The sequence below is a fragment of the Chloracidobacterium sp. genome (assembly GCA_016716305.1).
Classification (GTDB): Bacteria; Acidobacteriota; Blastocatellia; order Pyrinomonadales; family Pyrinomonadaceae; genus OLB17.
In genome coordinates this window covers 1,890,197-1,914,535 of the sequence record JADJWP010000002.1, presented here as the reverse complement: position 1 = coordinate 1,914,535, position 24,339 = coordinate 1,890,197, and the positions used below count along the sequence as shown (strand labels likewise).

Annotated in this window: 25 protein-coding genes; 16 read left to right on the top strand and 9 right to left on the bottom strand. The window is 53.9% G+C overall.

The window, feature by feature from the left end:
• Positions 1 to 13: 13 nt before the first annotated feature.
• From purE to IPM28_10525, 3 genes are read left to right on the top strand one after another with little or no spacing between them, the layout of a single operon-like run.
• On the top strand, positions 14 to 472 hold the full coding sequence (gene purE, locus IPM28_10535) for a 5-(carboxyamino)imidazole ribonucleotide mutase (protein MBK9173427.1): 459 nt from the start codon (positions 14 to 16) through the stop codon (positions 470 to 472).
• Complete coding sequence (locus IPM28_10530) at positions 473 to 1,198, top strand: DNA alkylation repair protein (GenBank protein ID MBK9173426.1); 726 nt, start codon at positions 473 to 475, stop codon at positions 1,196 to 1,198.
• Positions 1,199 to 1,218: 20 nt separating this feature from the next.
• Entirely contained in the window at positions 1,219 to 2,346 is a 1,128-nt protein-coding gene (locus tag IPM28_10525) for a 5-(carboxyamino)imidazole ribonucleotide synthase (GenBank protein ID MBK9173425.1), read from the top strand.
• 3 nt (positions 2,347 to 2,349) lie between these two features.
• On the opposite strand, the gene IPM28_10520 is transcribed toward IPM28_10525, so the two are convergent.
• The 3 genes from IPM28_10520 to crcB are packed head-to-tail and all read right to left on the bottom strand — an operon-like array spanning position 2,350 to position 3,799.
• Entirely contained in the window at positions 2,350 to 2,922 is a 573-nt protein-coding gene (locus IPM28_10520; protein MBK9173424.1) for a hypothetical protein, read from the bottom strand.
• 33 nt (positions 2,923 to 2,955) lie between these two features.
• Positions 2,956 to 3,363, bottom strand: coding sequence for a PepSY domain-containing protein (locus tag IPM28_10515; GenBank protein ID MBK9173423.1), 408 nt, complete (start codon positions 3,361 to 3,363; stop codon positions 2,956 to 2,958).
• 52 nt (positions 3,364 to 3,415) lie between these two features.
• Complete coding sequence (gene crcB / locus IPM28_10510; GenBank protein MBK9173422.1) at positions 3,416 to 3,799, bottom strand: fluoride efflux transporter CrcB; 384 nt, start codon at positions 3,797 to 3,799, stop codon at positions 3,416 to 3,418.
• Between the two features lie 63 nt (positions 3,800 to 3,862).
• On the opposite strand from crcB, the gene IPM28_10505 reads away from it, so the two are divergent.
• The 5 genes from IPM28_10505 to larA all read left to right on the top strand — a co-directional run bounded on the left by IPM28_10505 (position 3,863) and on the right by larA (position 9,182).
• Positions 3,863 to 4,357, top strand: coding sequence for a GAF domain-containing protein (locus tag IPM28_10505; protein ID MBK9173421.1), 495 nt, complete (start codon positions 3,863 to 3,865; stop codon positions 4,355 to 4,357).
• 221 nt (positions 4,358 to 4,578) lie between these two features.
• On the top strand, positions 4,579 to 5,652 hold the full coding sequence (locus IPM28_10500; GenBank protein MBK9173420.1) for a TerC family protein: 1,074 nt from the start codon (positions 4,579 to 4,581) through the stop codon (positions 5,650 to 5,652).
• A gap of 13 nt (positions 5,653 to 5,665) precedes the next feature.
• Positions 5,666 to 6,898 carry a FecR domain-containing protein gene (locus IPM28_10495; protein MBK9173419.1) on the top strand — a complete coding sequence of 411 codons (1,233 nt, stop codon included), beginning with the start codon at positions 5,666 to 5,668 and terminating at the stop codon, positions 6,896 to 6,898.
• A gap of 63 nt (positions 6,899 to 6,961) precedes the next feature.
• The gene (locus tag IPM28_10490; protein MBK9173418.1) at positions 6,962 to 7,864 is read left to right on the top strand and encodes a cation transporter; all 903 of its coding nucleotides are present in this window, start codon (positions 6,962 to 6,964) and stop codon (positions 7,862 to 7,864) included.
• 85 nt (positions 7,865 to 7,949) lie between these two features.
• Entirely contained in the window at positions 7,950 to 9,182 is a 1,233-nt protein-coding gene (gene larA / locus IPM28_10485) for a nickel-dependent lactate racemase (GenBank protein MBK9173417.1), read from the top strand.
• Positions 9,183 to 9,205: 23 nt separating this feature from the next.
• Here the strand turns inward: larA and IPM28_10480 are convergent, their stop codons facing one another.
• Positions 9,206 to 9,721 (bottom strand): hypothetical protein, encoded by a 516-nt coding sequence (locus tag IPM28_10480; GenBank protein ID MBK9173416.1) that lies wholly within the window; start codon positions 9,719 to 9,721, stop codon positions 9,206 to 9,208.
• Positions 9,722 to 9,940: 219 nt separating this feature from the next.
• Between IPM28_10480 and IPM28_10475 the strand changes: the two genes are divergently transcribed.
• Together IPM28_10475 and IPM28_10470 are read left to right on the top strand one after the other, a co-directional pair.
• Complete coding sequence (locus IPM28_10475; GenBank protein MBK9173415.1) at positions 9,941 to 11,950, top strand: DUF1800 domain-containing protein; 2,010 nt, start codon at positions 9,941 to 9,943, stop codon at positions 11,948 to 11,950.
• Positions 11,951 to 12,016: 66 nt separating this feature from the next.
• Positions 12,017 to 13,102: a serine hydrolase gene (locus IPM28_10470; protein ID MBK9173414.1), complete on the top strand. Its 1,086-nt coding sequence runs from the start codon at positions 12,017 to 12,019 to the stop codon at positions 13,100 to 13,102.
• Between the two features lie 7 nt (positions 13,103 to 13,109).
• Here the strand turns inward: IPM28_10470 and IPM28_10465 are convergent, their stop codons facing one another.
• The 3 genes from IPM28_10465 to IPM28_10455 all read right to left on the bottom strand — a co-directional run bounded on the left by IPM28_10465 (position 13,110) and on the right by IPM28_10455 (position 16,283).
• Positions 13,110 to 14,018 carry a class I SAM-dependent methyltransferase gene (locus IPM28_10465; protein ID MBK9173413.1) on the bottom strand — a complete coding sequence of 303 codons (909 nt, stop codon included), beginning with the start codon at positions 14,016 to 14,018 and terminating at the stop codon, positions 13,110 to 13,112.
• Between the two features lie 82 nt (positions 14,019 to 14,100).
• Positions 14,101 to 14,808 (bottom strand): rhomboid family intramembrane serine protease, encoded by a 708-nt coding sequence (locus tag IPM28_10460; GenBank protein ID MBK9173412.1) that lies wholly within the window; start codon positions 14,806 to 14,808, stop codon positions 14,101 to 14,103.
• 62 nt (positions 14,809 to 14,870) lie between these two features.
• Positions 14,871 to 16,283 (bottom strand): dicarboxylate/amino acid:cation symporter, encoded by a 1,413-nt coding sequence (locus tag IPM28_10455; protein MBK9173411.1) that lies wholly within the window; start codon positions 16,281 to 16,283, stop codon positions 14,871 to 14,873.
• Between the two features lie 98 nt (positions 16,284 to 16,381).
• Between IPM28_10455 and IPM28_10450 the strand changes: the two genes are divergently transcribed.
• From IPM28_10450 to IPM28_10430, 5 genes are all read left to right on the top strand, one after another.
• The gene (locus IPM28_10450) at positions 16,382 to 17,656 is read left to right on the top strand and encodes a CHRD domain-containing protein (GenBank protein MBK9173410.1); all 1,275 of its coding nucleotides are present in this window, start codon (positions 16,382 to 16,384) and stop codon (positions 17,654 to 17,656) included.
• A 4-nt stretch (positions 17,657 to 17,660) separates the two neighbouring features.
• Positions 17,661 to 19,085, top strand: coding sequence for an FAD-binding protein (locus IPM28_10445; GenBank protein MBK9173409.1), 1,425 nt, complete (start codon positions 17,661 to 17,663; stop codon positions 19,083 to 19,085).
• 65 nt (positions 19,086 to 19,150) lie between these two features.
• The gene (locus tag IPM28_10440; protein ID MBK9173408.1) at positions 19,151 to 19,654 is read left to right on the top strand and encodes a histidine phosphatase family protein; all 504 of its coding nucleotides are present in this window, start codon (positions 19,151 to 19,153) and stop codon (positions 19,652 to 19,654) included.
• Between the two features lie 55 nt (positions 19,655 to 19,709).
• Positions 19,710 to 20,327, top strand: a complete 618-nt coding sequence (locus IPM28_10435; GenBank protein MBK9173407.1) for a hypothetical protein — start codon at positions 19,710 to 19,712, stop codon at positions 20,325 to 20,327.
• A 73-nt stretch (positions 20,328 to 20,400) separates the two neighbouring features.
• Complete coding sequence (locus tag IPM28_10430) at positions 20,401 to 20,607, top strand: hypothetical protein (GenBank protein ID MBK9173406.1); 207 nt, start codon at positions 20,401 to 20,403, stop codon at positions 20,605 to 20,607.
• A 24-nt stretch (positions 20,608 to 20,631) separates the two neighbouring features.
• Here IPM28_10430 and IPM28_10425 read toward each other — a convergent pair whose 3' ends face one another.
• Both IPM28_10425 and IPM28_10420 read right to left on the bottom strand, forming a co-directional pair.
• Complete coding sequence (locus IPM28_10425; protein MBK9173405.1) at positions 20,632 to 21,693, bottom strand: VWA domain-containing protein; 1,062 nt, start codon at positions 21,691 to 21,693, stop codon at positions 20,632 to 20,634.
• A gap of 63 nt (positions 21,694 to 21,756) precedes the next feature.
• Positions 21,757 to 22,737: a VWA domain-containing protein gene (locus tag IPM28_10420; GenBank protein MBK9173404.1), complete on the bottom strand. Its 981-nt coding sequence runs from the start codon at positions 22,735 to 22,737 to the stop codon at positions 21,757 to 21,759.
• A 210-nt stretch (positions 22,738 to 22,947) separates the two neighbouring features.
• On the opposite strand from IPM28_10420, the gene IPM28_10415 reads away from it, so the two are divergent.
• Positions 22,948 to 24,309, top strand: a complete 1,362-nt coding sequence (locus tag IPM28_10415) for a phosphomannomutase/phosphoglucomutase (protein ID MBK9173403.1) — start codon at positions 22,948 to 22,950, stop codon at positions 24,307 to 24,309.
• Positions 24,310 to 24,339 lie beyond the last annotated feature (30 nt).

The following is a 24,339-nucleotide window of genomic DNA, read 5'->3' as shown; positions in this document are numbered from 1 at the left end:
GGTTTCGATCATCATGGGCAGTAAGTCTGACTGGCCGACGATGGAATTGGCGTCGCATATCCTTGATGAATTTGGCGTGAGGCACGAGACAAAGATCGTTTCAGCGCACAGAACGCCCGACCTGCTTTTCGAATTTGCCCGGACTGCCGAGGAGCGCGGTATCGAGGTGATCATTGCCGGTGCCGGCGGTGCGGCCCATTTGCCCGGAATGTGTGCTTCGCAAACCGTTCTTCCGGTTCTCGGCGTTCCTATCGAAAGCAAGGCCTTGAAAGGACTCGATTCGCTGCTGTCGATCGCACAAATGCCGGCCGGCGTCCCAGTTGGTACGCTCGCTATCGGTCAGCCCGGAGCAAAGAATGCTGCTCTTTTGGCCATCTCGATCCTCTCGAATTCCCGCCCTGAGCTACGAAAGAAGCTGCATGCTTTTCGGACAAGGCAAACAAAGACCGTGCTAAAGACAAAGCTGATCTGAATGATGATCAAGGAAATAGTCAAACGGCTCGAGGCCATGGGCTCGCCCGAGAACGTTGCCGGGATGGCCCGCTTTGGGATCGTCACGAGACGTGCATTTGGCGTCGCTGCCTCTGATCTTAAACAGATCGCAAAAGAGATAAAGAAAGGCACAAATGACCGGCATGCTCTCGCACTCGGGCTATGGAAGACGGGTATACATGATGCGCGGGCGGTCGCGTACCTGATCGATGATCCGAAGAAGGTCACAGAAGATCAAATGGAATCGTGGGCGGCTGATTTCGACAATTGGGCGATCGTCGACGGAACCTGCGGACATCTGTTTTGCCGGTCACACTTCGCATACAAAAAAGCCGTCGAATGGAGCAGCCGTGATGCTGAGTTTGTAAAGCGGGCCGGCATCGTACTCATGGCCTGGCTTGCCGTCCACGATAAGAAAGCCGCAGACGCACAGATCGCCGAGTTTCTGCCGATATTGGAACAGCATGCAGGTGATGAGCGCAACTTCGTAAAGAAAGCGGTGAATTGGTCGCTGAGGCAGATCGGGAAACGAAATCTGAACCTTAACGGGCTGGCGATCGAAACCGCCGAACGCATCAAACAACAGAACACGAGACCTGCTCGTTGGATAGCATCTGACGCGATCCGCGAACTCACGAGCAATGGCGTTCAAACCCGCCTCAAAGAAAAATCGGACAGAGCTGAAAAGCAAAAGTCGGCAAAATGATCTAAAATCGCATTTTTGTCGTGAAGACCATTCAACCCAATTCAACGATAGGCGTTTTTGGCAGCGGGCAGCTCGGGCGTATGTTCGCGATCGAGGCGCGCAAAATGGGATATCGTGTCCATACGTTTTCGCCGGACGCGGATACGCCGACGGGCCACATTTCGGATGTCGAGACGACCGCTGCCTACGATGATCTTGATGCAGTACGCAGGTTTGCAAAGGCGATAGATGTCGTCACTTTCGAATTTGAGAACGTGCCGTCTGCGACCGTCGATGCCGCGGCCGAGTTCGTCGATGTACATCCGAAGGGCGAGATACTTCACACGACTCAAAACCGTCATCGCGAAAAAACGTTTCTCTCAGCCAACGGCTTTCCGGTCGGGGACTATCGTTACGTAACAGACATTTTCGACCTCCGCCGGGCCGTAGTTGAGATAGGGTTGCCGGCTATCCTAAAGACCGCGGGTTTTGGATATGACGGAAAGGGTCAGGCAAAGATCCGAACGGAAAGCGACATTGATAAGGCGTTCGATGCGATCGCCGGTCAACCCGCGATCGTCGAAGCGTTCGTGGATTTCGAAAAGGAGATCTCTGTCGTTTGTTCGCGCGGTCAGAACGGCGATCTTACACACTATGGCGTCATCGAGAACGAGCACGTCAACCACATCCTTGACATTTCGTTTGCCCCGGCTCTCATCTCTGAGGCCGTTTATAAGAGCGCGGTCGAGATCGCACGAAGCATCGCAGAGGCCTTTGGCTACGTCGGTACGATGTGTGTCGAATTCTTTCTGGCACGTGACGGCAGATTACTCGTGAACGAGATCGCACCTCGGCCACATAATTCGGGTCACCTTACGTTTGGCCCTTGCGTTACCTCACAATTCGAACAACAGGTTCGAGCCGTTTGCGGCCTGCCGCTCGGCTCTACTGAATTCTTCCGACCTGCCGCGATGGCAAACCTCTTGGGGGATATTTGGGCGAATGGCGAACCGAATTGGCCGGCTGCACTTGCGGTGCCGAACGTTAGCTTGCACCTTTATGGAAAGATCGAACCGCGGCCGGGGCGCAAAATGGGCCATCTGACCGCGGTCGCCGTCGATGTCGCAGAAGCGGGAAACGCGGTGCGCGATGCACGGTCGAAGCTCTAGGATCTATCGGCCTCCGCGGTTTCGGCCGCGGCCCTTCTCATCTTCGTCATCACGATCGGCACTTTCGGTCTTCTCGATCTCTTTCGAAGCCGAGGGCTGAACGCCGCCGTGAAATTCCGGATGGCGTATCACACCGCCAAGACGGCCGGTGTAACCGAGTGTCGCGGCTGATAACAGCCCGAGCAAGAGAACAACGACGCCCAGCCAACCCGGAGCACTTTGCCTTTCCGATTCCGGCTTGCCAAAAAGGAAACTGATCCCGCCATACCTGATAAAACCAAAAAGAGCTACCAAGCCTGTAATTACCACCGACGCAAGCGCAAATACCGCAAATTCTTCGTGGTCTTCGATCGCATCGTGCGCAACTCCCGGCAACTCCTCGATAAAATCCTCGCCGCCCTGGCCGAGGAAATATACGGCGATGGTTGCAACCGCCAATAGCGAGAACATCAGATAACCAAGCTGCTTGACAGCGTCATTCTTTCGGATAAGTCCGATCGCCAAAATGAACAACGCGAACGGAACTCCGATGATCGGAATGTGATTTGTGATCAGATGCAAATAAGCAATTTCCATGCGCCCTCCTTCGAACCCACCTTAGCGGAAGCGTCAGTTTCGGTCCCGCCGCTCTACTTTTGATACGCGGCCCGACCCTGCGTCAACATAGACCTCGTAGGTTTCGCCGCTTTGTTTACGAATATAGAACTCATAGACAGCAATGCCGTCCTTTCGCTCGTATTCTTCTTTTACAACCGTTCCCGGCACTGCGTTCAGCGCGGCACGCCGTGCGTCTGAGCGTGATAAGGTTGACCCGGAGTCATTTGCGTTTGAGCTGTTCGAGTTCGAGTTATTGTTCGCATTGGAATCATCGCTGCTGCGCCCCCGGCGACGCTTCTTGTTGTCGTTCTGATGCTGGGCCGCAGCAGAATTAGAATCAGGTCGATCGGTCGGCGCTGAGGCCAGAATGATCGACGATGTGAATAACAACGAAACCAAAAGGGTGACTGTCTTTTTCATAATTGCTCTCCGAAGAAAACAGTCGCACGAAAGCTTCAGGAAAGACATCCCGTTAAAATTTCCTTGCAAGCCAAACGCCCGCCAAAAGGCCCGCGAATCCTACGACCACGCTAAGGACAAGGTAAAGAAACGCAGTAGTGAAAAACCGATCTTTGATGAGCCCGTAGATCTCCATCTCAAATGTCGAGAATGTCGTGAATGCCCCGAGAAATCCGACGATGACGCCCATCCGGAGATTATCGCTGATCTCGACCTTGTCAGTCAGGACGATAAGCAAGAATCCGATCAGAAACGACCCTGAAACATTGATGAAAAAGGTCGGGAACGGGAATTTATCGAAAATATTGGCAAGCGGCGAAATATTGAGCAGATAACGCGAAACGGCGCCGAATGCTCCTCCGAAAGCGATGAATACGATCTTTGACGTAAACTCCATTGTGTCTCGATCTGCTGCCTGGCAATTGCCTGGCCGCTACTCGCAAGTCTAAACTAGACAATAATGGCCGAAAGCATCGCTTATTCAAAATCTGCTGACCGCAAAACGATCTACGGCGAACTGCTGCCGCAGATCGAGGCTCTTATTTCTGGCGAGAGCGACTTGGTAGCAAACCTTGCAAATGTAGCAGCGGTGTTGAAAGAGGCATTTGGATTCTATTGGGTCGGATTCTACCTGGTCAAAGAGAGCCAACTGGTGTTAGGGCCATTTCAAGGACCGCTTGCATGTACTCGGATCGCATTCGACAGCGGTGTTTGCGGCCACGCGTACACAGTCCGCGAGACCGTCATAGTGCCGGACGTCGATGCGTTTCCGGGCCACATTGCCTGCAGCTCGTCGGCGAGGTCAGAGATCGTCGTTCCCATATTCTCGGGCGATCGGGTAGCGGCCGTACTTGACGTCGATAGCGACCGACTCAATGATTTCAGCGAGATCGATGCCGAAGGCCTTGGGGCGATAGTTAACGCCATCGAACGAGCCGGCTTTCTTCATCCGTAGCGTCTCGCGAGACCTCGCTGCGGCATCCGAACACTGCTCTTCGCAGCCCACCTCTATACAACTGGACGCAACGTAATAGGGTGTTTGTCTACGTGCTGACCTATCGTCAACACGTTCAATAATTGGTTGTGAAATAGTAAGGAAGGCCGAATTCGGTTAAAATCGGAAAACGGGCCGATCTATTTACCGTCCATCGTCTTAAGTTAATTCAAGTAGCGTTTATGACACCAGTTGAACATCCGTATTGGGTTTGGATACTTTTCTTTGCGATCGTATTGACGGCGCTTTTTGTTGATATCGGCATCGTCAATCGTCATTCGCATGTCCCGACCCGACGCGAGACTTTTGGCTGGGCAACCGTCTGGGTATCACTGGCTATCGGTTTCAACATCTTTCTTTACTGGCAGGTCGGAAATCACTATCAGGATTGGGATCTGGCGGCGGCCCAGGCAAAGCTGTTCCTTACAGGCTATCTCATCGAGCTTTCGCTTTCGGTAGACAACCTATTTGTGTTTCTGCTGATATTCGGCTATTTCAAGGTTCCAAAAGAGTTTCAGCACCGAGTGCTTTTTTGGGGGATAATGGGCGCATTGATCATGCGAATGATCATGATCTTTGCCGGCGCCGAACTCGTTGAGCGCTTTCATTGGATCATTTACGTTTTCGGCGCGTTCCTTTTGTACACCGGACTGAAAATGTTCAAGGACACCGATGACGACTTCGACCCGACCGAAAGCGGTATAGTCAAACTAACGACGCGGTATATCCGCATTTCAAAAGAGTATGACGGCGATAAGTTTTTCGTGGTCAAGGACGGCGTCCGAACCGGAACCCTATTATTTCTTGTCCTGATCGTTGTCGAATTTACCGATCTTATCTTCGCCGTAGACTCGATCCCTGCAATATTCGGCATCACGACCGACCGCTTCATTATTTACACATCCAATATATTTGCGATCCTCGGGCTACGCACGTTTTTCTTTCTTCTTGCCGATATAGCGGACCGATTTCACTATCTCAAGATCGGGCTTGCGTTCATTCTTACATTCATCGGCGTAAAAATGCTCTTGCCACTTATCGCTGAGGGGCTGATAATGATAACCGGTGCGGGCAGCGGCAATATCGTTGCTGGTTTTGCAGAAAGGCTGCTTCGCAATGAGTTCAAGCAAGAGATCATCAATATCTCGTTGGGCGTTGTCGTCGCAGCGATAACGCTGTCAATTATCCTTTCGCTTATCTTCCCAACAAAACCGTCCGATGCTGAAACGGCCTCGGCCGCACAACCGGAAGATTGACCTGACCTCACGGATGCCGAACAAGATCCGAAAATTTTATTTGGAATGGTGGCGGATCCAGCGAAGCACGATCTACGGGATCGTCGCGTTCGTATTGATCTCGGCCGTGCTTACTACCGCCGGTTGGTGGGCGATCAGGAACGACTGGTTCGCACCTAAGGACGTTTCAGAAATTCCAAAGGACGCGGCCAGGATAATATCTTTCGAAGGCGATGTGCGTATCATCAGGGCCGCGACACGTGAGACGTTCGTCGTGACACGCCAGACCTACGCCGCTGCCGGCGATACGATCCAGACCCAGGGCGATGGCCGGGCCGTCGTTCAGATGATCGATGGATCGGTATATTCGGTCCGCCCGAACAGTACGGTCGTTATCCGTGACAGTACATCGATCTTCGGTAGCCGCAACGTTCGGGTCTCGCTTGACGATGGTCAGTTGAACGTCAGGACCGAGCAGCAGCCTGAGAATACCGAGAACGTTGTCGAGATGCTCGATTCAGAGACACGGCTTCGATCAGAAACCGATGCGAGCTTTAACGCAGACCCACGATCGAACGGCGGAGAGATCCGGATCAGCCGCGGCAGCGTCGAGACGACCGTCGGCGGCGAAAAAGCCACGATCTCGGAGAACGAGTTCGCAGCAGTTGACAGCGGCAAGCTCTCGGCCCGCGAAAAGCTGCTGACGCCCCCGAAACCGTTACAGCCGGGGAACGCGGTCCAATTGGTCGTCGGATCTGTCGGGAGCCTCTCAGTTTCGTTTACTTGGCAAGACACTGCATCCGGCGTTTCTTCATATCATCTTCAGGTTGCAAGGTCGGCGGGCTTTTCGTCCGACATGCTCGTCGATCGCGGGTCGCTTACGGGTCGCGAGTTTCGCCTTGCAGGCCTCGTTCCGGGAACATACTATTGGCGGCTGAAATCGGCTGCACGATCGGGCCAGGTCAGCGAATGGAGCGAACCGGCACGTTTCAACGTGGTCCGCGGGGGCTCAAGTCCGGCGATCGAAGTAACCGAGTTGAACGTCGAGCGGCTTGGCGGCGACATATATATCATTTCCGGCAGAACACTGCCGGGGCTATTGGTCAGGGCGCAAGGCCGCGAGATCTTTGCAGGCGGAGACGGTGCGTTCCGACTTCAGGTGTCGACGCCGGGGTCTGAGATCGCCGTCGAGATGGGCGATGTGCGGGGCAATCGTGCAGGTTTTATACTGTCGCTTCGAACGGCGAAGGTGTTGCGCCGTTTTTAGATCGCCGGAGGAAGTTTGGGCTCGGAACACCCACATATTGATCAACGCCGTTCGGCAGAAAGCTTGACGCGCCTCAAGATCGCTCTCGCGATCACGGCCGGCTTCATGGTCGTGGAAGCAGTAGGCGGCTGGTGGACCAATTCGCTCGCCTTGATGGCCGACGCGGGCCACATGCTGACGGATGTGGCCGCACTCTCGCTTACTCTTTTTGCTATCTGGTTCGCCGCCCGCCCGGCAACTTCGAAAAAGACCTACGGATATTATCGTCTCGAGATACTTGCCGCTTTCGTCAACGGTATCGCTCTCGTTTTGCTTTCAATTTGGATAATTTGGGAAGCGATCGAGAGATGGCAGCAGCCGCAAGGCGTGCTCGCCGGCGAGATGACGGTGATCGCTGTCGGCGGTTTAGCCGTGAACGTTGCCGCGGCATTCCTTCTTCACTCCGGTCACAAGCACGATCTGAACATGCGGGGCGCGTGGCTGCATGTAATGGGCGACATGCTCGGTTCTTTAGCCGCGATCGCAGCGGGTCTTCTGATCATCGGTTTCGGATGGGTTTGGGCCGATTCGGCGATGAGCATCGTTATCAGCATGATCATCGTTGCAGGCGCGTGGCGGCTTATCCTCGAATCCGTGAACGTTCTGCTTGAGGGAACGCCCCGTCACATTGATCTAGAGTCGGTCGAGCGGGCGATCATCGAAACGCCCGGTGTTGGCGGCGTTCATGATCTCCATGTTTGGACCATTTCATCGGGAATACACGCTTTGTCAGCGCACATTACTCACGACGAATCGATCGCTCATTCAGAACTTCTTGTCGAGGTCAGGACACGGCTGCACGAGCGTTTTGGGATCGACCATTTAACGATACAAATGGAAACGCCGGGCCGCGAGACCGAAGCAGTATATATCTGCGAGACGGGGACAAAGTGCTTTGAGCCGGCGATCCGTTCGGGTGCACATTAGCCCACCTGACAGGACGCCCGGCTAAATTTCTCGTGTGCGGAACTGATCCAGTTAATCTATGACGCGATTTGACCTTCGATATGGTATGGGCACCGTTCAAATCGCTTTTGATGGAGATCGATTTGAGATCTTGGGTGCCGGAACGCAATGGCAGCCGATGTCAGATATCGAGATCGGCCGCCGATTTGATCATCCGATCGATTCTCCGCCGATCGAAGATATCGTAAGCCCGGGTGAGACGGTCCTGCTCGTCGTTCCGGATGCGACACGTCAGACCGCGACCGGCCAGATCGTTAATCTACTGGTCCGTCGTCTGATAGCCAACGGTACCGCGCCGAACGAGATCGCGGCGATCTTTGCGACCGGTATTCATCGCCCTGTCTCTGCCAACGAGATCAGCGAGATACTAACGCCATTCATTGCGCAGCGGATCAGGTCTATCCAGCACGACGCTCACAATCCGGTGAAGCTCTTTAGCTTTGGGCAAACCGCGAACGGTATCCCGGTCGATCTGAATTGGGCTCTTACCGAGTTCGATCATGTCGTTCTGGTCGGCGGCGTAACGTTTCACTATTTTGCTGGGTTTACCGGCGGCCGAAAGTTGATCTGTCCGGGCCTGGCATCAAAGCGGACGATAACGGCGACTCATCAACTGGCATTTGATCGCGCTTCCCTGAACCGACGAAACGGCGTTGGCCCGGGGCTGCTTACGGACAACGCCGTTCACGAGGCGTTCGTAGAGGCCGCATCAAAAGTCAACGTTTCCTTCGCGGTAAATACGATCGTTACTGATAGCGGCTCGGCCGCAGACGTTTACTGCGGCGATTGGATCACCTCACACACTGCGGCGTGTGAGAGATATGCCGCAGAACGAACGATCGCCGTTGATCGCAAGCGAGAACTTGTGATCGTAAGCTGCGGCGGCACTCCGCACGACATAAATATGATCCAGGCTCACAAGGCTCTCGAAGCTGCCGCGGCGGTATGCGCCGATGGCGGAACGATCTTGCTGATCGCGGACTGCCGCGATGGGTTGGGACGTGACGATTTTCTATCCTGGTTCGACGCCGGCGATGTTAACGAAATAGCAAAAAAGCTGTGTGAGAATTACGCCGTGAACGGACAAACGGCCTGGAGCCTGAAGTCGAAGACCGATAGGTTCGACGTTCGGATGCTCACATCGCTCGACGCTGTGGCAGTCAAAAAGATGGGAATGACGAAGATAGACGATCTTGAAAGCGAGATGCGGCGGACCTCAGGCCACGGGCTCGGATATGTGCTGCCGTTTGGCGCCAAATACCTGTATCAGGCCGAGTGAAAAATCGAGCGGTTCGATCAACTCTATCTGACGGCAAATGTCCGGGCGATCGAATCTGTCTGATGACGGATCGAACGAAGTTTATCAGTGAATCCAGTGAAACGAAGGATGTAGACCGAATCGCCCGAGCGAAGAAAATACACCCTTCCGCTCATCGGGCGTCCCGCCCGTACGAATTCGTAATTGAAGATAGAGCCGTTCAGTTTGCCGACAAAGTTCTCTTCCTTTCCGGCGACGAAGCCCGGTCGAAACTGAAGTTTCTGTTCTTCGTCCTTTATGACGTCAGACATCAGCGTGTTCCGGCTTACGGCCTGTTTCCTGACTTCGAGATGGCCGTCCAGACGATCTACATAAACAAATTCTACATTCGGATTGGCCGCAGACGGTTTTACGGTCATTTTCCATTTAGCGTCGGGCAATTCGAAAGTATAGTCAACGCTGGGGTCACTGAATGAAGTGCCGTTTTGAGCGGATATCGCGCCGAAGGCGAACGAAATTACCGCTATCGTTAAGACGAGGAGTGAAATAGACCGTTTCATCTTTCTTTTAACCTGCAGAACTCGTCGATTTTATCCAAAAAATCGCAGAAAAGCGACTGTTATGATGTCCGGAACCCTTTAATTGTTGTCCGGGTTTGGCCATAGATGAAGACGTCCCTGCAGATTCTTTTTCGCCCATGACTGCTTTCGAGGCGTCTAAGAATGTGTTGAGACCACGACTCGGACGAGTCTGGCGCGACCATTTCATTGAGGTAATTTATGCGTAAGCGATATTTTCTGACCAGGATATTGTCTGTTCTTTCATTGTTTGCAGTAGTCGTGCCGACGGTCTCGTTCGGAAATTCGGCGACACCGAAACCGCTGAGCGAAGAGCAGAAGATACTGCACGTTCTCAATCGGATCACCTATGGTCCGCGCCCGGGCGATGTCGAGCGGGTCAAGGCTATGGGGCTTCAGAAGTTCATCGAACAGCAGTTGAACCCTGCGGCGATAGATGATGCCGCCGCGGATAACCGTGTCAAGCACCTCGAGGTTTTCAATATGTCCACTTCAGAGGTCTTTGCAAAGTACCCGAATCCGGGCGCACTGCTGAGACAACTGGAAGGCGGACGTCAGGCGCAGGCAAACGCCCGGAACCGGAATACCACGGCAATGCAGACGCCGGAGCAAGATCAAGCGATGTCAGAAGCAGAACAGCGCGAGCGACGGGCAAAACTGCAGGAATATTATCGAAAGTATGACCTTAGGCCGGCCGGACAGCTAATGCCGCAGATCGCCTCGAACCGCGTTCTCCGCGCCGCCTATTCGGATCGTCAACTCCAAGAAGTGATGGTCGATTTTTGGCAGAATCACTTTAATGTCTTTGCCGGAAAGGCAGCCGTCAGATGGTATATCCCCAGCTACGAACGCGACGTGCTGAGAAAGAACGCATTAGGTAATTTCAAAGACCTTTTGGTCGGTACCGCGCAGCATCCCGCGATGCTCTTTTACCTCGACAATTTCGAATCGGTTTCACCCAGCGGTCAAACGAACGTTAGCGGCAACAACAGGCTGCAGCAAGCCATCCGCAGCGGGAGCCTTACACCGCGGATGCGCGAACAGATAAAACAGCGGCAGGGACTTTCGGATGCCGAGCTAGATCAGCGCATCAAGCAAATGCAGACGCAGCAGCAAGCTCAGCAGCGGCAGCGTCGCGGGTTGAATGAAAATTATGCTCGTGAGCTGATGGAGCTTCACACTCTCGGGGTCGATAGCGGTTACACTCAGAAAGATATCGTCGAGGTCGCCAGGGCATTTACTGGCTGGACCATCGCCGACCCGCGCGGTTACCGAAGGGCGGCGGCCGCCATGATCGACGGAACGGAGGAACAGCGGTTGAATCGCCTCCAGCGACAAATGGGTATTCCGGACGATGTCGAAAGCGGCGAATTCTATTTCAATGAACGCTGGCATGACAAGGAACCAAAGACCGTGCTTGGCAATAGGGTCAACGAAGGCGGGATAGAGGACGGTCTGAAAGTGATCGACATTTTGGTCAGCCACCCGGCAACTGCAAAGTTCATCGCCCGCAAACTCGCGGTCAAGTTCGTCAATGATAGGCCGTCTGAAGCTATGGTCAAACGCGTTGCCGACGAATTTATGAAGACAAGGGGCGACATTCGATCAACTCTTCGAGCATTGTTTTCGGACAAGGAATTTTTTGCACCCGAGAACTATAGGGCTAAGATCAAGACCCCTTTTGAACTGGCGATCAGCTCGATCCGTGCACTGGGAGGCAACACGAACGCTGGGCCCGCTTTTGTTGCAATGCTGAATAAACTCGGTGAGGTTCCTTATGGTTACCAGGCTCCTACAGGCTACCCAGATACGGCCGAGGATTGGGTAAATACCGGCGCACTTTTGGAAAGGTTGAATTATGCCGTAGCGATCGCGAGCAACCGGATACCCGGAACGCGTGTCGATCTGAGAGCATATTCAGCCTCCGATAAACATCAGATCCTTGATAGGGCGATCGATGGGATACTCTCGGGTGAGATATCTGCCGCCACACGTTCGTCTTTGCTTAAGCAGATAGATCAGCCTTTGCCCGAGGTAAAGCCAGGGAACGAGACCGATGAAAGTATCTCCGGGGATACGAACATGCGGCAGCCCGGCCAACAGGGCGGAAATATGAACCGGCAGGCACGATTGCTGGCCCCGAGCGGCAACGCCGACGTCTTTAAGGTCGTCAGCCTCGTCATCGGAACACCGGAATTTCAACGACAATAGAATCGATTTCAACCTGAACCGGCAGCCGATGCATTACTCCGGCTGCCGAATTTTTCCGGAGGTTTTATGCGCCTTTTTTTCTACGTACCGATCCTGGCCATAGCAAGCGCGATAGCAGGGTGCGGGGTCTCGGCTCAGACGAAGACGATCGTCGCAGGTTCGAAGGCATACCGCCATGCCGCCGATTACTCACGTGAGGCTCGTGGTCTGTCGGTTCTTGTTATCAAAGGCGAGAAGATCGTTTTCGAAGAGTATCATAACGGTCACAGCGAGAATACGCCTTGGATGCTCGCGAGCGGGACCAAGTCGTTTTCCGGAGTGATTCTTGCTGCCGCGATCGAAGACAAACTGATCAGTGACTTTGATGAACCGGTATCAAAGACGCTCACTGAATGGAGATCAGACGCGCGGTTATCAAAGGTGACCTACAGGCAGCTGCTCACTCTAACTAGCGGAATCGATGTTGGCCAGAACGCGCGTCCGCCGGCGTATTCAGCAGCGGTGATGTTCAAGAGCCGTTTCGAACCGGGCGATAGGTTTCAATACGGCCCCGTACCGTTTCAAGCATTCGGCGAAGCGATGCGGAGAAAGCTCTCCGTCAAGAAGGAATCAGTAATGGACTATCTCGAACGTCGGATCTTTGAACCTATCGGACTCAAGGTCGGACGTTGGACCATGCAGGAAGGTCAGCCGAATATGCCCTCAGGTGCTTTTCTGACAGCTCGGGAATGGGCGAAGTTTGGGCAGTTTCTGAAAAACGGAGGCCGTTGGAACGGCAAGCAGGTAGTCAGCGCAAAATTGCTCGCCGAGCTGACAAACGGTTCGAAAGCAAACCCGAACTACGGTCTGACATTCTGGCTGAACCGATCGAACAGCGGCCGGGCTGATGTGGCTGAAAACGAGGGCCGCCTAAGACAGATCCTTGGTGATAGACCAAGCAACACGACCGAGATGAGCCGACGCGGGTTTGGGCCGGACGTCCCGTCCGACGCCTACATGGCCGCCGGCGCCGGTAATCAAAGGCTTTACATCATACCGTCTCTGGATCTTATCATCGTTCGTCAAGGAAGACTGACTCAATTCGATGATCGTGAGTTTTTGTTGCGCATGCTCGGGAAGGATACCGTGCCCGGGGCCAACGGATCAAAATAGTTCCTGCTTATACAGGACGAATATAGAAGCATGCCGCATCGCCTCTTCCAGTCTTGTTCAGAGCGGCGGCTTCGGCGTCCCAGCTGCGCAACCGGGCGGCGGTGAACCGCTCGATCGGCGCAAATCCGTTCGATTCCTTTTCGCCGAATAGCGGAATGTCCAACCGATATTGCTCGCTTCCCCAAAACTGGAAGCTTGTCGAATCGTATTGGACCTTAACTACCTCGAAACCAGCCGCTGTGACGAGCGAGCGCAGCGCTTCTTCGGTATAGAGGAAGAGATGCCGTGGCGGATCCATTTGAACCCAGTCCACACCGTACTTCTCCCATGCAAAATTGACGACCGGAATCCGAATTAGGCAATAGCCTCCCGGTGAGAGCAGCCGGCGGATCTCAGAGAGTGTTTCATTCGGATCCGGAAGATGTTCGAAGGAATGATGGAGCATTATCAGGTCGAATTCCGATTCGAATTCGCGCAGCCCTTTCTTATAAACACTTACGCCCGACGGATAATGAATATCGCCCGAAATGAACGCATCGGCTCCGGTCAGATCCCGAAAACCGAATGCCCGAAGTGCTAAAAGAAGCCTTCCGGAGCCTCCGCCAAAATCGAGGATCCTCGAGTCAAAGTTGAGAGAAAGCGGAGGCTGACGGACAGATGGTTCAAAGGCGACGGCGATCTGCGGGAGGGCCTTGACGATGAGCCGACCTATAAGGTCATCCCCGTAAACAATAAATCGCCCTGCCCGACGTGCCGCCATGCGGAGCAGAAAGTTCTTTCTGAGCGGGTCCTCGCCATGAAACGCAAGGTAATCGGGCGGGTAATACGGCCCGAGTTCGGGAATATTGACGATCTGGATCGTGCCGCATTTTCCGCACTCAGCGTAGTCGAACTCGTCCCGAGTTCCAAACATCATTTCGCGAGCGCGGTGTAAACGATTGTTCTCTGAGTTTTCGCAAATGCGGCAGACTGTTGTGCTCATCCGGAATTAAACTGCATCAGACCTGCCTTCCTAAGGCGAAGATCTTGATCAGGAGGAGGCCCGCAAAAAAACCGCCGATATGCGCCGCGTATGCCACGCCGCCTGTGCCCGAGGGCGTGAGAAACCCGAGCAGTAACTGATAGCCGATCCAAATACCGACGGCGACGATCGCAGGCACGGTCGTCAAGAAATTGAATATCACGGCACGGACCCGCCGCTGCGGAAACAAAAGGACATAACCACCGAGCACGCCAGATATCGCACCAGAGGCTCCAAGCATCGGGATCACCGAACCTGCGTCCATCACGATCTGAGCCAATGCGGCGGCAATACCGCATACGATGTAGAATGCAGCGAACCGGATATGGCCCAAGAGATTCTCGAGGTTGTCGCCGAAGATCCAAAGGAACAGCATGTTGCCGACAATATGCATGACATCGCCATGCATGAACATCGAACTCAGGAAGTTGAAATATACTGGAAGAGGCGTTTCGTAATGCGGGATCTGTCCGGTGTTTCCGAACGAGTCTCTGATCACCTGTACACCGGAAATATCCACGCCCGTAGTTATCTCTTTCGGAACCAGAGAGAAAGCGTAAGAGAACGCCTCGTTACTGCCGATCTGCTGAAGAAAAACGAAGACAAGGACGTTGAGCGCGATAAAAAGATAGTTGACGTAAGGAACGATCTTTAAGTCTGAATTGTCGTCGCCGATCGGAAACATCGTGCATCAACCTCCTCGATCTGAAGAACTCACCTGACCCTGCAAATCTATACTTTGCCGAACTAACCGATGCCGCTATCCTCGCGAACCTTCAGCAGCTCAAAACCCTCGCTTCGTGCGACGAAGGTCGCGGCGGTGAGATCGCCGACGACGTTGAGCGTCGTCCGGCACATATCGAGAATTCGGTCGACGCCCAGAATTATCGCGATCAACGCCGGATCGATGCCGATCATCGCCAGAATGCCGATGATGAACGGTATCGAACCGCTGGGTACACCTGCCGTACCAATGCCGCCGAGGATCGCCAGATATACGACCATCAACTGCACACTGAACGAAAGGTCGACGCCAGCCAGTTGGGCAAGAAACAGCACCGTCACGCCCTCATAGAGAGCCGTGCCATTTTGATTGGCCGTTGCTCCGACCGTTAGCACAAAACTGTTGATCTCTTTCGGTACGCCCAGATTCTCATGCGAAATTCGAAGTGCGGTCGGCAGCGTTGCATTGGACGAACTCGTCGAAAAAGCCGTAACGATAACGGTCCGTATGCGTTTGAAGAACTCGAGCGGATTGATCCTGGAAAGGAAGTAAACCGAAAGAGAATAGACGCCGAAAAAGTGAAGCCCCAAACCGAGCAGCACCGTTACCACGAACCATGCAAGCGACTGCAGCAGATCAAGCCCGAATTGCGCGATGTTGTTGAAGATCAGGCAAGCGACGGCATACGGGGCAAACTTCATGATGATGTCGATGATCTTTGACGTGATCGCAAAGACCGACTCCATCAACCCAACAAAGGGAGCCGAGACCGGCGACGGAAGCAGGGTGATCGCGATGCCGACGATCAACGCAAAGAACATGATGTGCAACATATTCGGGCTTGCGCCTGAGATCGAGTTAAAGACGTTGCTCGGCACGATCGTCTTTACGGCCTGCATCAGCGGCGAGTCGGACTTTGCCGATTCGGCCGCTTGCTTCTGAGCCTCGGTAGCCGTTACCGCGCCCTTGCTGAACTTTTCCTTTAATTGGGTCGCGATCTCGGGGCTGATGCGCTCGCCGGGCCGGATGGTATTCGCAAGCCCGAGACCGATGACCACTGAGATAGCAGAGATGATCAGACAATACGCGAATGATTTGAGGCCGATACGCCCGAGCTTTCTGATGTCACCGATGCCGGCAACGCCGACCACGAGCGAGGCGAAAACCAACGGGACGACGATCATCAACAGCAGGTTGAGGAAAACGGTCCCGACCGGCTGCGTGATGTTCGAGACAAGCCAAACAACGTTCGGGTGCGTGCCGCCAAGTGTCCAGTTGATCGCGAGCCCGCCGAGCACGCCGACGAGCAGACCTATCAGGATCTTTGTGTGCAGCGGCATCCCTTTCGGCTTGTCGGGTGTGTCGTCATCGAGGTCAGTTGTAAGCTCGCGTTCGTAATCGTCGGGCGGGATCTGATCCTTTTCGTTTTCAGCCATAATTTATTCGGTTAACCTTGCCGGAAAGACTTGGATTGAAAGCTTGATTTCGGAGAGTTTAGCAAATGTTTTGTGATTTGGGTATCATTGCAAGAACTATGACAAAGAACCTCGTTCTTCTTCCCGTGGTGTTTTTAATTTTCGTATCGGTGGCAGTGGCACAGCAGGATCCTTGGAGCCAACGTTTTAATGCGGTCCTATCGGGCTCGCAGACAGTTCCGCCTGTCGCTTCTTCGGCATTCGGAACCTGCAACGTGAGTCTGTCTCAGTCGGAAACCCTGATCTTGCTTCAATGCACCGTTGCGTTTCTCAGTAATACCAGCACTTTGCACATTTATACTGACGCGCCGGTAGGACAGACCGGCACCACACCTTACCGCTCGTATCAAATTAATAGCACGTTAACCATTCCAGGTATTGTTGTAACGCCGCAGTTGGTGGCGAACCTCCGGGCAAACCGCTGGTATGTGAACGTGACCAACTCGGCATTTCCGGGCGGGGAGTTGCGCGGACAGGTCAAGCTGTCGAACGGGACGTATAACGATTACGATGGCGACGGCAGGACAGATCTTCAGGTCTATCGTAATTCTAACAATACGTTCTTCGCGCTTCGCAGCATTGACGGCGGCTATATCGAACGGCAGCTTGGGCAACCTGGTGATTCGGTTTCGCTGACCGTCGATTGGGACGGCGACGGGCGCTCTGATCTCTCGACAGCTCGATATAATGCTGAGGTTCTGTGGCGAATTTTACCTTCGTCCACCAACGTTTTGCAGGAGACGCGATGGGGCAGTTCTTCTCTCGGCGATTTTTTTGCCGCGGCGGATTACGACGGCGATGGAAAGTTTGATATTGCCGTATTTCGAGCAGGCGTTTGGTACATAATTGAAAGCTCAACCGGCACCGTTCGATACGATTTCTGGGGCACGAGCGGCGACGCTCCGGCGCCGAATGATTTTGATGGCGATGGCAAAGCCGACCTAACCATAGCACGTAGCGAAGGCGGCCAACGCGTTTGGTACACGCGATTTAGCTCGAATGGGCAAAGTCGAGCTGTTTCTTGGGGACTTAGCAGCGATGCTTTTTTCACTGGCCGTTCGGATTTCGACGGTGACAGCCTCGCCGATCTGCTTGTCATCAGAAATGCCGGCGGACAACGCGTCTTTTATGTTCTCCGCAGTTCTGACGGCTCCCTGCAGGTCGTGCCGTGGGGCTTATCATCGGATGTCGTAAAGCTCGGCGACTACGATGGCGACGGCCGAACAGATCCGGCCGTAACCCGCGCGATCGGCGGCCAGCGCGTCTTTTTCATCCTTCAAAGCACGACCGGCCAGCCGCGATACGAGACCTTCGGCCTGCAGGGCGATTTCTGAATTTATGTTCGAGTCCATCCATTTCGAATCAACCGGCCGGAAGACGACCAATGCGTCGAACCCAGAGGTTCTTGACCGCCTGCGGGCGATCGTCGGCGAGGAAAATGTGGTTGTCGACCCAACACGGGTAGAACCCTACGGTGCCGATGCCGTAAAGGAGAAATTCCCGCCCGAGGCAGTCGTCTTTCCGGAATCGACGGCTGAGATGGTCAAGATCTTGAAGCTCGCGAACGAGGTCGTTTTTCCGGTGACTGCCCGCGGCGGCGGCGTAGGCTACACGGGCGGTGCCGTTCCGGTCGATGGCGGCATCGTTATCGGGACCGACCGGATGAAGCGGATAATCGAGATCAATGCGAACGACCTATACGTCGTCTGCCAGCCGGGACTGACGACCTATCAGGTTCAGCAGGCGGTGGCGGAACAGGGCCTGATGTTTGCGCCCGATCCGGCATCGTATAAAGACTCGTTCATCGGAGGGAACATCGCCGAGAACGCGGGAGGAATGCGGACACCGAAGTACGGCGTGACGAAGCACCACGTGCTCGGGCTCGAGGTCGTCACAGCGACCGGCGAGGTGATCCGCACCGGGGGCAAGACGGTGAAGAACGTCGTCGGTTTCGACCTGACCGGACTGATGTGCGGCAGCGAAGGGATGCTCGGGATCATCACCGAGGCGACACTCAAGCTCCTGCCAATGCCAGAGGCGACCTCGACCGTCCGGGCAAATTTCAGGTCGATGGAGGCCGCTTGCAAGGTGCTGACGAAATTCACGCCTTACGGATTGCTTCCAATGGCGATGGAGGTCCTCGACAAGTTTTGCGTCGCCGCGGTCGAGGCAAATTTTGCGTTCGGCCTTTCGAGAGAGGCCGAGGCGATACTGCTTGTTGCGGTCGACGGTTCCACGGAAGAGGTCGAGCGGCAGACAGCGTTGATCGAGCAGATCATCGCCGAGAACGGCGGGTTTGATGTCCTCCGCGCAAGATCGAAGGAAGAGGAAGACAAGCTTTGGGATGTCCGACGGGCAATATCACCGTCGTTGATGAAATACGGCACGCTGAAGATCAACGAGGACGTCGTCGTGCCGCGGTCGAAGGTTCCGGAGCTCGTCTCACGCATCGAGGAGATCGGCAAACGCCACAGCACGTTCGTCGCTAATTTCGGACACGCCGGCGACGGCAATATCCACGTCAATTTCGTCGTTGATCGCGATGATCCCGCCGCCATCGCACGGGCTCGGGAATGCGTATCGGAAACATTTCAATTGTCGGTCGATCTCGGCGGTACGATCTCCGGCGAACACGGCATCGGCTACGTCAAATCGCAGTATATGCACTATGCCATCGATCGCCCGACGCTCGAGATAATGAAAGGCATCAAGAAAGTGTTCGATCCCAAGGGCATTCTTAACCCCGGAAAAATGTTCGTGTGAAACCTTTTTGCATGTGCATGTGTACTACGCGATGTCCAGATCGCCGATTGGGATAACTTTTGACCATGAATCTCCAAACCTCTATTGTAATATCGGCCTTGATTCTTTTTTTTGGGTTCTGCGGTGACGTCTCTGCACAAGACAAACTGATCGTATTGGTTCGTCACGCTGAAAAAGCGGACGCAACGAGCCAGGATCCGGAGCTTTCTGCCGAAGGGAAGCAGCGGGCCGAGCGGCTGATAAAAGTCGCCGGCAAGTACAAGCCAGGTGCGTTCTATTCGACCAACTTCAAACGAACCCGTGAAACCCTTGCACCGCTTGCGGCAAAGCGCAAGAAGACAGTCGAGATCTATGACGCCCGCAAGCCCGCGGAACTCATCGACGCGATCATGAAGAGCAAGTACAAGCGTCACATCGTTGCCGGGCACAGCAACACGATCCCCGGGCTCGCCAATCTGATCGCAAAAAAGGAATTGTTCAAAAACTTGGACGAATCAGAATACACCGTCATCTGGCTAGTCAGGATAAAGAACGGCAAGGTCGCGAAGCTCGAACTGCTAGGTTACTAGATCGAGTTTGCCGCTCTGACTTACTAAATGCTGCGGTCGTGTGCCGTACCTCTTTATGAAAATAAAACATCTGATCAAATTTTCGTTCGCATTGGTGGTGGTTGCTTTTATGTATGCCGAAAGAGGCAACGCTCAAACCATGCCGCAGCCGACACCGAAGCCCGAACCGGGTATGAACGTCTTTTGGAAAGAACTGCAAAAACTCTGCGGCAAAGCGTTTGCCGGAAGTGTCGCGGCGGCTCCCGCCGATGACACCACGTTCAAGGACAAGACTCTTGTCATGCATGTCCGAGCGTGTGAAAAGGACCGGATCAGAATACCTTTCATGGTCGGGGATGACCGATCGCGTACATGGGTGCTCACTCGCAAAGGCGACCGTATCGAGCTGCGTCACGACCATCGTCACGAGGACGGCAAACCGGACGCGGTAACAATGTATGGCGGTTGGACGGTAAGCGACGGAATGGCCACGAGACAAATGTTCCCTGCCGACCAGAAAACGGTCGATGTGATCGCCGCGGCCGCAACGAACGTTTGGTGGATCGACCTCGTCCCGGGCCAGCATTATACCTACAATCTGCGGCGAATGGGATCCGAACGTTATTTCAGCATCAAGTTCGACCTGACGAAAGAGATCAAGGCTCCGCCGCCGCCATGGGGCTGGAAAGACTAGAGCGATCGTAATTAACATCGACGATCAGGCCATACAAGAACGGAATTTACTTGGCGAAGAATGGGCAAAGGCAATGATCTCTAACGATGCCGACCGCATCGGGAGCTTCATGGCCGATGATCGGGTGATCGTTTCCGAACGCGGCATTAATGACTGGGGTCACCGATACAGATCATCGACCGATGATCTATCTGGCTATTTGAGCGAATACAGGGCATCCGCCCGCATGCTTAATTGCTTGCTGCGTGAACGATGCCCCTGGTCCTTTGGGTGGGTTTGAGTGCGAGAGGGCCTTACTGCCGTTTTATTTTCGATTCCGGGATTTTGCGAAGTAGCCTTTTCGGTGGGTCACCTGAACTTTTTGCTTTTGCAATTCCGGGTTAATGACCTTTATCTCGATCGTCCGATACGAACCATCCAAGGTCTGATTGCTCGGTTCATAAGCGACGAGATATTGTGATCGCATTTCGTCCTGGATCTGTTTGAAAGCGGCCCGCAATTCGGCTTCGTCACGCGGGAAATAGGCCCTTCCGCCCGTTCGTTCCGAAACCCTTTTTAGCGTGCCTTCATCTACACCGCCGTAAAAATTGTCGCCGATACCGATCGAGTAGATCACAGCTTCGGCACGCTGGGCAGCCTGAACCGCATCGTCCAGCTTTTTCTTACCGTAGGTGTTTATTCCGTCTGACAAAAGTATGATCGCGCGCCGTGTCTTTTCAGGCGCCGGGCCAAGAACCTCTTCCGACGTGACCCAGATCGAATCCCAGATCGCCGTCGATCCCTGAATGACCTGGTTGCCGCCGGAAATCGGAGGTGTGCCCGGAACCCTGCCGCCGCTCGTCACAACACCGCCTCCGATGTAACCGGACGGAGGTATGAAACGCACACGGTCGATCGCCCGCCGAAGACGGGTGATGTTGTTGGTCATTCCCTGCTCTAGTGTCGATTCGCCGGTGAACGAGATAACCGCAACCTCGTCCTTTTCCGGACGGATCACGGAATCTAAAAACGAAATTGCCGCTGCCTTTTCTTCGGGCAGGGTGCGCTCCTGCGAGCCGCTCGTATCTATCAGGATCGCGAGGCTCAGCGGCAGATCCACCTGCCGGGCAAACGACGAGATCTCCTGCTTCTGGCCGTTCTCAAAAACTTCCAGATCCTCCGGCTTCAATGTCAGCAGCAATCTCCGGTTACGATCCTGAGCGGTAAAAAGTACGTTTACGGTCTCAGTATCGACCTTTATTACTTCCTCTTCTTCTTCGATCGGCGGTGTCGGCGTCGGGGTTGGTGTTTGCTGATCGGGTCGCTGGGCACCGACGTTTCGGGATCCAACGGCGAGCGAGCCTAGAGCAACGGCAGATATTGCCAAAAAAATCAAAAACTTCAATTTGTACATCTTAGACACCGTTTTATTGCCGAACGCATTCGCCTTTTATCTCAGGCTGTCTCGAATCGCTCGATAGCTCGATTTCGTTCGAATATTGTAATCCTTCGTCTTTTGCCCGTCTGTAAACCTGACCTCGATCTTTCGGTCTCGTCCATCGTAATTTTGATTTGCGGGCCGGTAAGTGATGATATATTGCGATCTCAGCTCCTCTGATATTCGCTTGAAAGCCCGTTCAAGCTCGAGCATGTCGCCGGTGAAAAATGCCTGGCCGCCTGTCTCCTCACAAAGCTGAGTAAGGAACTTGTCGCCTTTATCCTTTACCGTTCCTGCCTCGACTCCCGGAACCGTTCCCAGGAATCCGGCCTTGGTCGAAATGCCGAAGATCGTTGTTTCGGTTCGCTGGGCGATATCGATCGCATCTCGAAGCTCTGCCCTGCTGAATGTGTCATCACCGTCTGTGATGATGACGATCACGCGCCGGCCCGGAACGTTTCGGAGCTTTTCATCTGAGAATTGCCACACCGCATCATAAAGCGACGTTTGAGATCCGGTCTTATTCACTTTGTCGACCGCACGGTCTAGCAGGTCGAGTTTGTCGGTAAAGTCCTGGAGCAGCGTGACCTCATGATCAAAGGTCATAAATGCCGCCTTGTCTTTTCGCAATCGCGTGACCGTATAAATAAAATTTTTGGCCGCTTCTTTCGAAAAACCGAGCTTTCCTTTGGTTGACGGCGACGTATCCATCAAAACACCGACGAAAACAGGCGGGTTTGATCTCTCGTCACTGAAAAAAGTGACCTCCTGCGGAACACCGTCTTCCAGCACCACAAAATCACCGCGGGTCAGACCTGAGATCAGCTCGTTCTTTTTTCGGGTCACGGTAACCGGCAGACGTACTTCGAACGTCTTGACGGCGTCGGTGTCATCGGGCGGAGTCGGTGTCGGCACCTGGCCATATCCCTCTGTGACCGATATAACGATCACAACCAATACGAAAATAAGGAAATGACGAAAAGCGAATTTCATATTACGCGGAGCTAGATGCTGTAACCCAGAATACGATGCATCTTTATTGATTGATGTTGCCCACGGCAAGCTTAAAGTATAGCAAATATCGGCCTCTGCAACATCTTTCATGACCTTGGGTTCCGCCATCTGATCGGGGCTCAATGTGAGAATACGCGGAACTGGCTTTACGACCAGCATCGCTTTGAGTGAAAATCGTTGCAGACCATCATGGATACAAACATCTTTCGCGAATACGACATACGAGGAGTTGTCGGCCAGCAATTGACTGACGATTCGGTCGCGATCATCTCTCGCGCAATTGGTACTTTCTTTCAGAAATACGGCGCGAAAAAGATCGCTGTCGGGTTCGATGCCCGTGCGAGTTCGGCCGGATTTGCCGAGATCCTTTCAAACGGGCTTAATGCCTCCGGCTGTGACGTATTGAAGATCGGCATGGTCCCAACGCCCGTACTTTACTACGCGGTCTTCGCAAAAGAAGTTGACGGCGGCGTAATGATCACCGGTTCTCACAATCCCTCGGATCATAACGGGTTCAAGATCTGCCTAGGGAAAGCAGCTTTGTTCGGCCCGCAGATCCAGGAGATCAAAGAGATCGCACTCTCAAAGGCGTTTGCCGATGGCTCAGGCAGCATTGAAGCGGTTTCGGTGACGAACGAATATTGTCTTGATGTCGTCAACAACATTTCAATGGGCCCGAGAAAATTGAAGGTTGTCGTCGATTCAGGGAACGGAATGGGCGGCGTCACGGGCGTACCGATCTATCAGGTCCTTGGAGCCGACGTGATCGAACTGTTCACGAAACCTGACCCCGAATTCCCGAATCACCATCCCGATCCCACCGTCGTCGAGAACCTCGCGACCCTTATCAAGACCGTTCCCGAATTCGAAGCGGACCTGGGGATCGCCTTCGATGGTGACGGAGACCGCATCGGCGTTATCGACGAAACCGGACGGATAATCTGGGGCGACGAACTGATGGTCCTTCTTTCGAGGTCGGTGCTCAACGAACGACCCGGTTCGACGATCATTGCCGAGGTCAAATGCTCGCAAAGGCTCTTTGATGACATCGAAGCTCACGGCGGCAACCCGATAATGTGGAAAGCCGGGCACTCTTTGATAAAAGAAAAGATGCGTGAGACCGAGGCGGTGCTTGCCGGTGAGATGAGCGGCCATATTTTTTTCGCGGACAGGTATTTCGGCTTTGACGACGCAACCTATGCCGGAGCCCGCGTGCTCGAGATCCTTTCGAAGACCGAAGCCAAACTTTCCGAACTGCTTGCCGACCTTCCGGAAACGTTCTCGACGCCTGAACTTCGGGTTGATTGCCCAGATGAGATAAAGTTCGAAGTCGTTGCGAAGATCGCCGACCGTTTTTCGCGGGACCATGAAGTGATCAAGATCGATGGAGCGAGAATACTCTTCGAAAATGGGTGGGGACTCGTGCGTGCTTCAAATACGCAGGCGATCCTTGTCCTTCGCTTCGAAGCCGACAGCGACGACAACCTCGAGGAGATCAGACAGATCGTAGAGGCAAGTGTGGCAAATGCGATCGCTGCCACGGCCGCCTGACGGCCGACGAAAGAACGAACCTCAACATCC

What these genes read in the sequence shown, in the direction of transcription:
- IPM28_10445 (MBK9173409.1), top strand. Translation starts at nt 17,661, where the DNA reads ATGTTCGAGTCCATCCATTTCGAATCAACCGGCCGGAAGACGACCAAT.
- IPM28_10500 (MBK9173420.1), top strand. Translation starts at nt 4,579, where the DNA reads ATGACACCAGTTGAACATCCGTATTGGGTTTGGATACTTTTCTTTGCG.
- IPM28_10520 (MBK9173424.1), bottom strand. Translation starts at nt 2,922, where the DNA reads ATGGAAATTGCTTATTTGCATCTGATCACAAATCACATTCCGATCATC.
- purE (MBK9173427.1), top strand. Translation starts at nt 14, where the DNA reads ATGGGCAGTAAGTCTGACTGGCCGACGATGGAATTGGCGTCGCATATC.
- IPM28_10470 (MBK9173414.1), top strand. Translation starts at nt 12,017, where the DNA reads ATGCGCCTTTTTTTCTACGTACCGATCCTGGCCATAGCAAGCGCGATA.
- IPM28_10480 (MBK9173416.1), bottom strand. Translation starts at nt 9,721, where the DNA reads ATGAAACGGTCTATTTCACTCCTCGTCTTAACGATAGCGGTAATTTCG.
- IPM28_10450 (MBK9173410.1), top strand. Translation starts at nt 16,382, where the DNA reads ATGACAAAGAACCTCGTTCTTCTTCCCGTGGTGTTTTTAATTTTCGTA.
- crcB (MBK9173422.1), bottom strand. Translation starts at nt 3,799, where the DNA reads ATGGAGTTTACGTCAAAGATCGTATTCATCGCTTTCGGAGGAGCATTC.
- IPM28_10430 (MBK9173406.1), top strand. Translation starts at nt 20,401, where the DNA reads ATGATCTCTAACGATGCCGACCGCATCGGGAGCTTCATGGCCGATGAT.
- IPM28_10505 (MBK9173421.1), top strand. Translation starts at nt 3,863, where the DNA reads ATGGCCGAAAGCATCGCTTATTCAAAATCTGCTGACCGCAAAACGATC.
- IPM28_10465 (MBK9173413.1), bottom strand. Translation starts at nt 14,018, where the DNA reads ATGATGTTTGGAACTCGGGACGAGTTCGACTACGCTGAGTGCGGAAAA.
- IPM28_10530 (MBK9173426.1), top strand. Translation starts at nt 473, where the DNA reads ATGATGATCAAGGAAATAGTCAAACGGCTCGAGGCCATGGGCTCGCCC.
- IPM28_10440 (MBK9173408.1), top strand. Translation starts at nt 19,151, where the DNA reads ATGAATCTCCAAACCTCTATTGTAATATCGGCCTTGATTCTTTTTTTT.
- IPM28_10415 (MBK9173403.1), top strand. Translation starts at nt 22,948, where the DNA reads ATGGATACAAACATCTTTCGCGAATACGACATACGAGGAGTTGTCGGC.
- IPM28_10475 (MBK9173415.1), top strand. Translation starts at nt 9,941, where the DNA reads ATGCGTAAGCGATATTTTCTGACCAGGATATTGTCTGTTCTTTCATTG.
- IPM28_10455 (MBK9173411.1), bottom strand. Translation starts at nt 16,283, where the DNA reads ATGGCTGAAAACGAAAAGGATCAGATCCCGCCCGACGATTACGAACGC.
- IPM28_10515 (MBK9173423.1), bottom strand. Translation starts at nt 3,363, where the DNA reads ATGAAAAAGACAGTCACCCTTTTGGTTTCGTTGTTATTCACATCGTCG.
- IPM28_10435 (MBK9173407.1), top strand. Translation starts at nt 19,710, where the DNA reads ATGAAAATAAAACATCTGATCAAATTTTCGTTCGCATTGGTGGTGGTT.
- IPM28_10460 (MBK9173412.1), bottom strand. Translation starts at nt 14,808, where the DNA reads ATGTTTCCGATCGGCGACGACAATTCAGACTTAAAGATCGTTCCTTAC.
- IPM28_10495 (MBK9173419.1), top strand. Translation starts at nt 5,666, where the DNA reads ATGCCGAACAAGATCCGAAAATTTTATTTGGAATGGTGGCGGATCCAG.
- IPM28_10420 (MBK9173404.1), bottom strand. Translation starts at nt 22,737, where the DNA reads ATGAAATTCGCTTTTCGTCATTTCCTTATTTTCGTATTGGTTGTGATC.
- larA (MBK9173417.1), top strand. Translation starts at nt 7,950, where the DNA reads ATGGGCACCGTTCAAATCGCTTTTGATGGAGATCGATTTGAGATCTTG.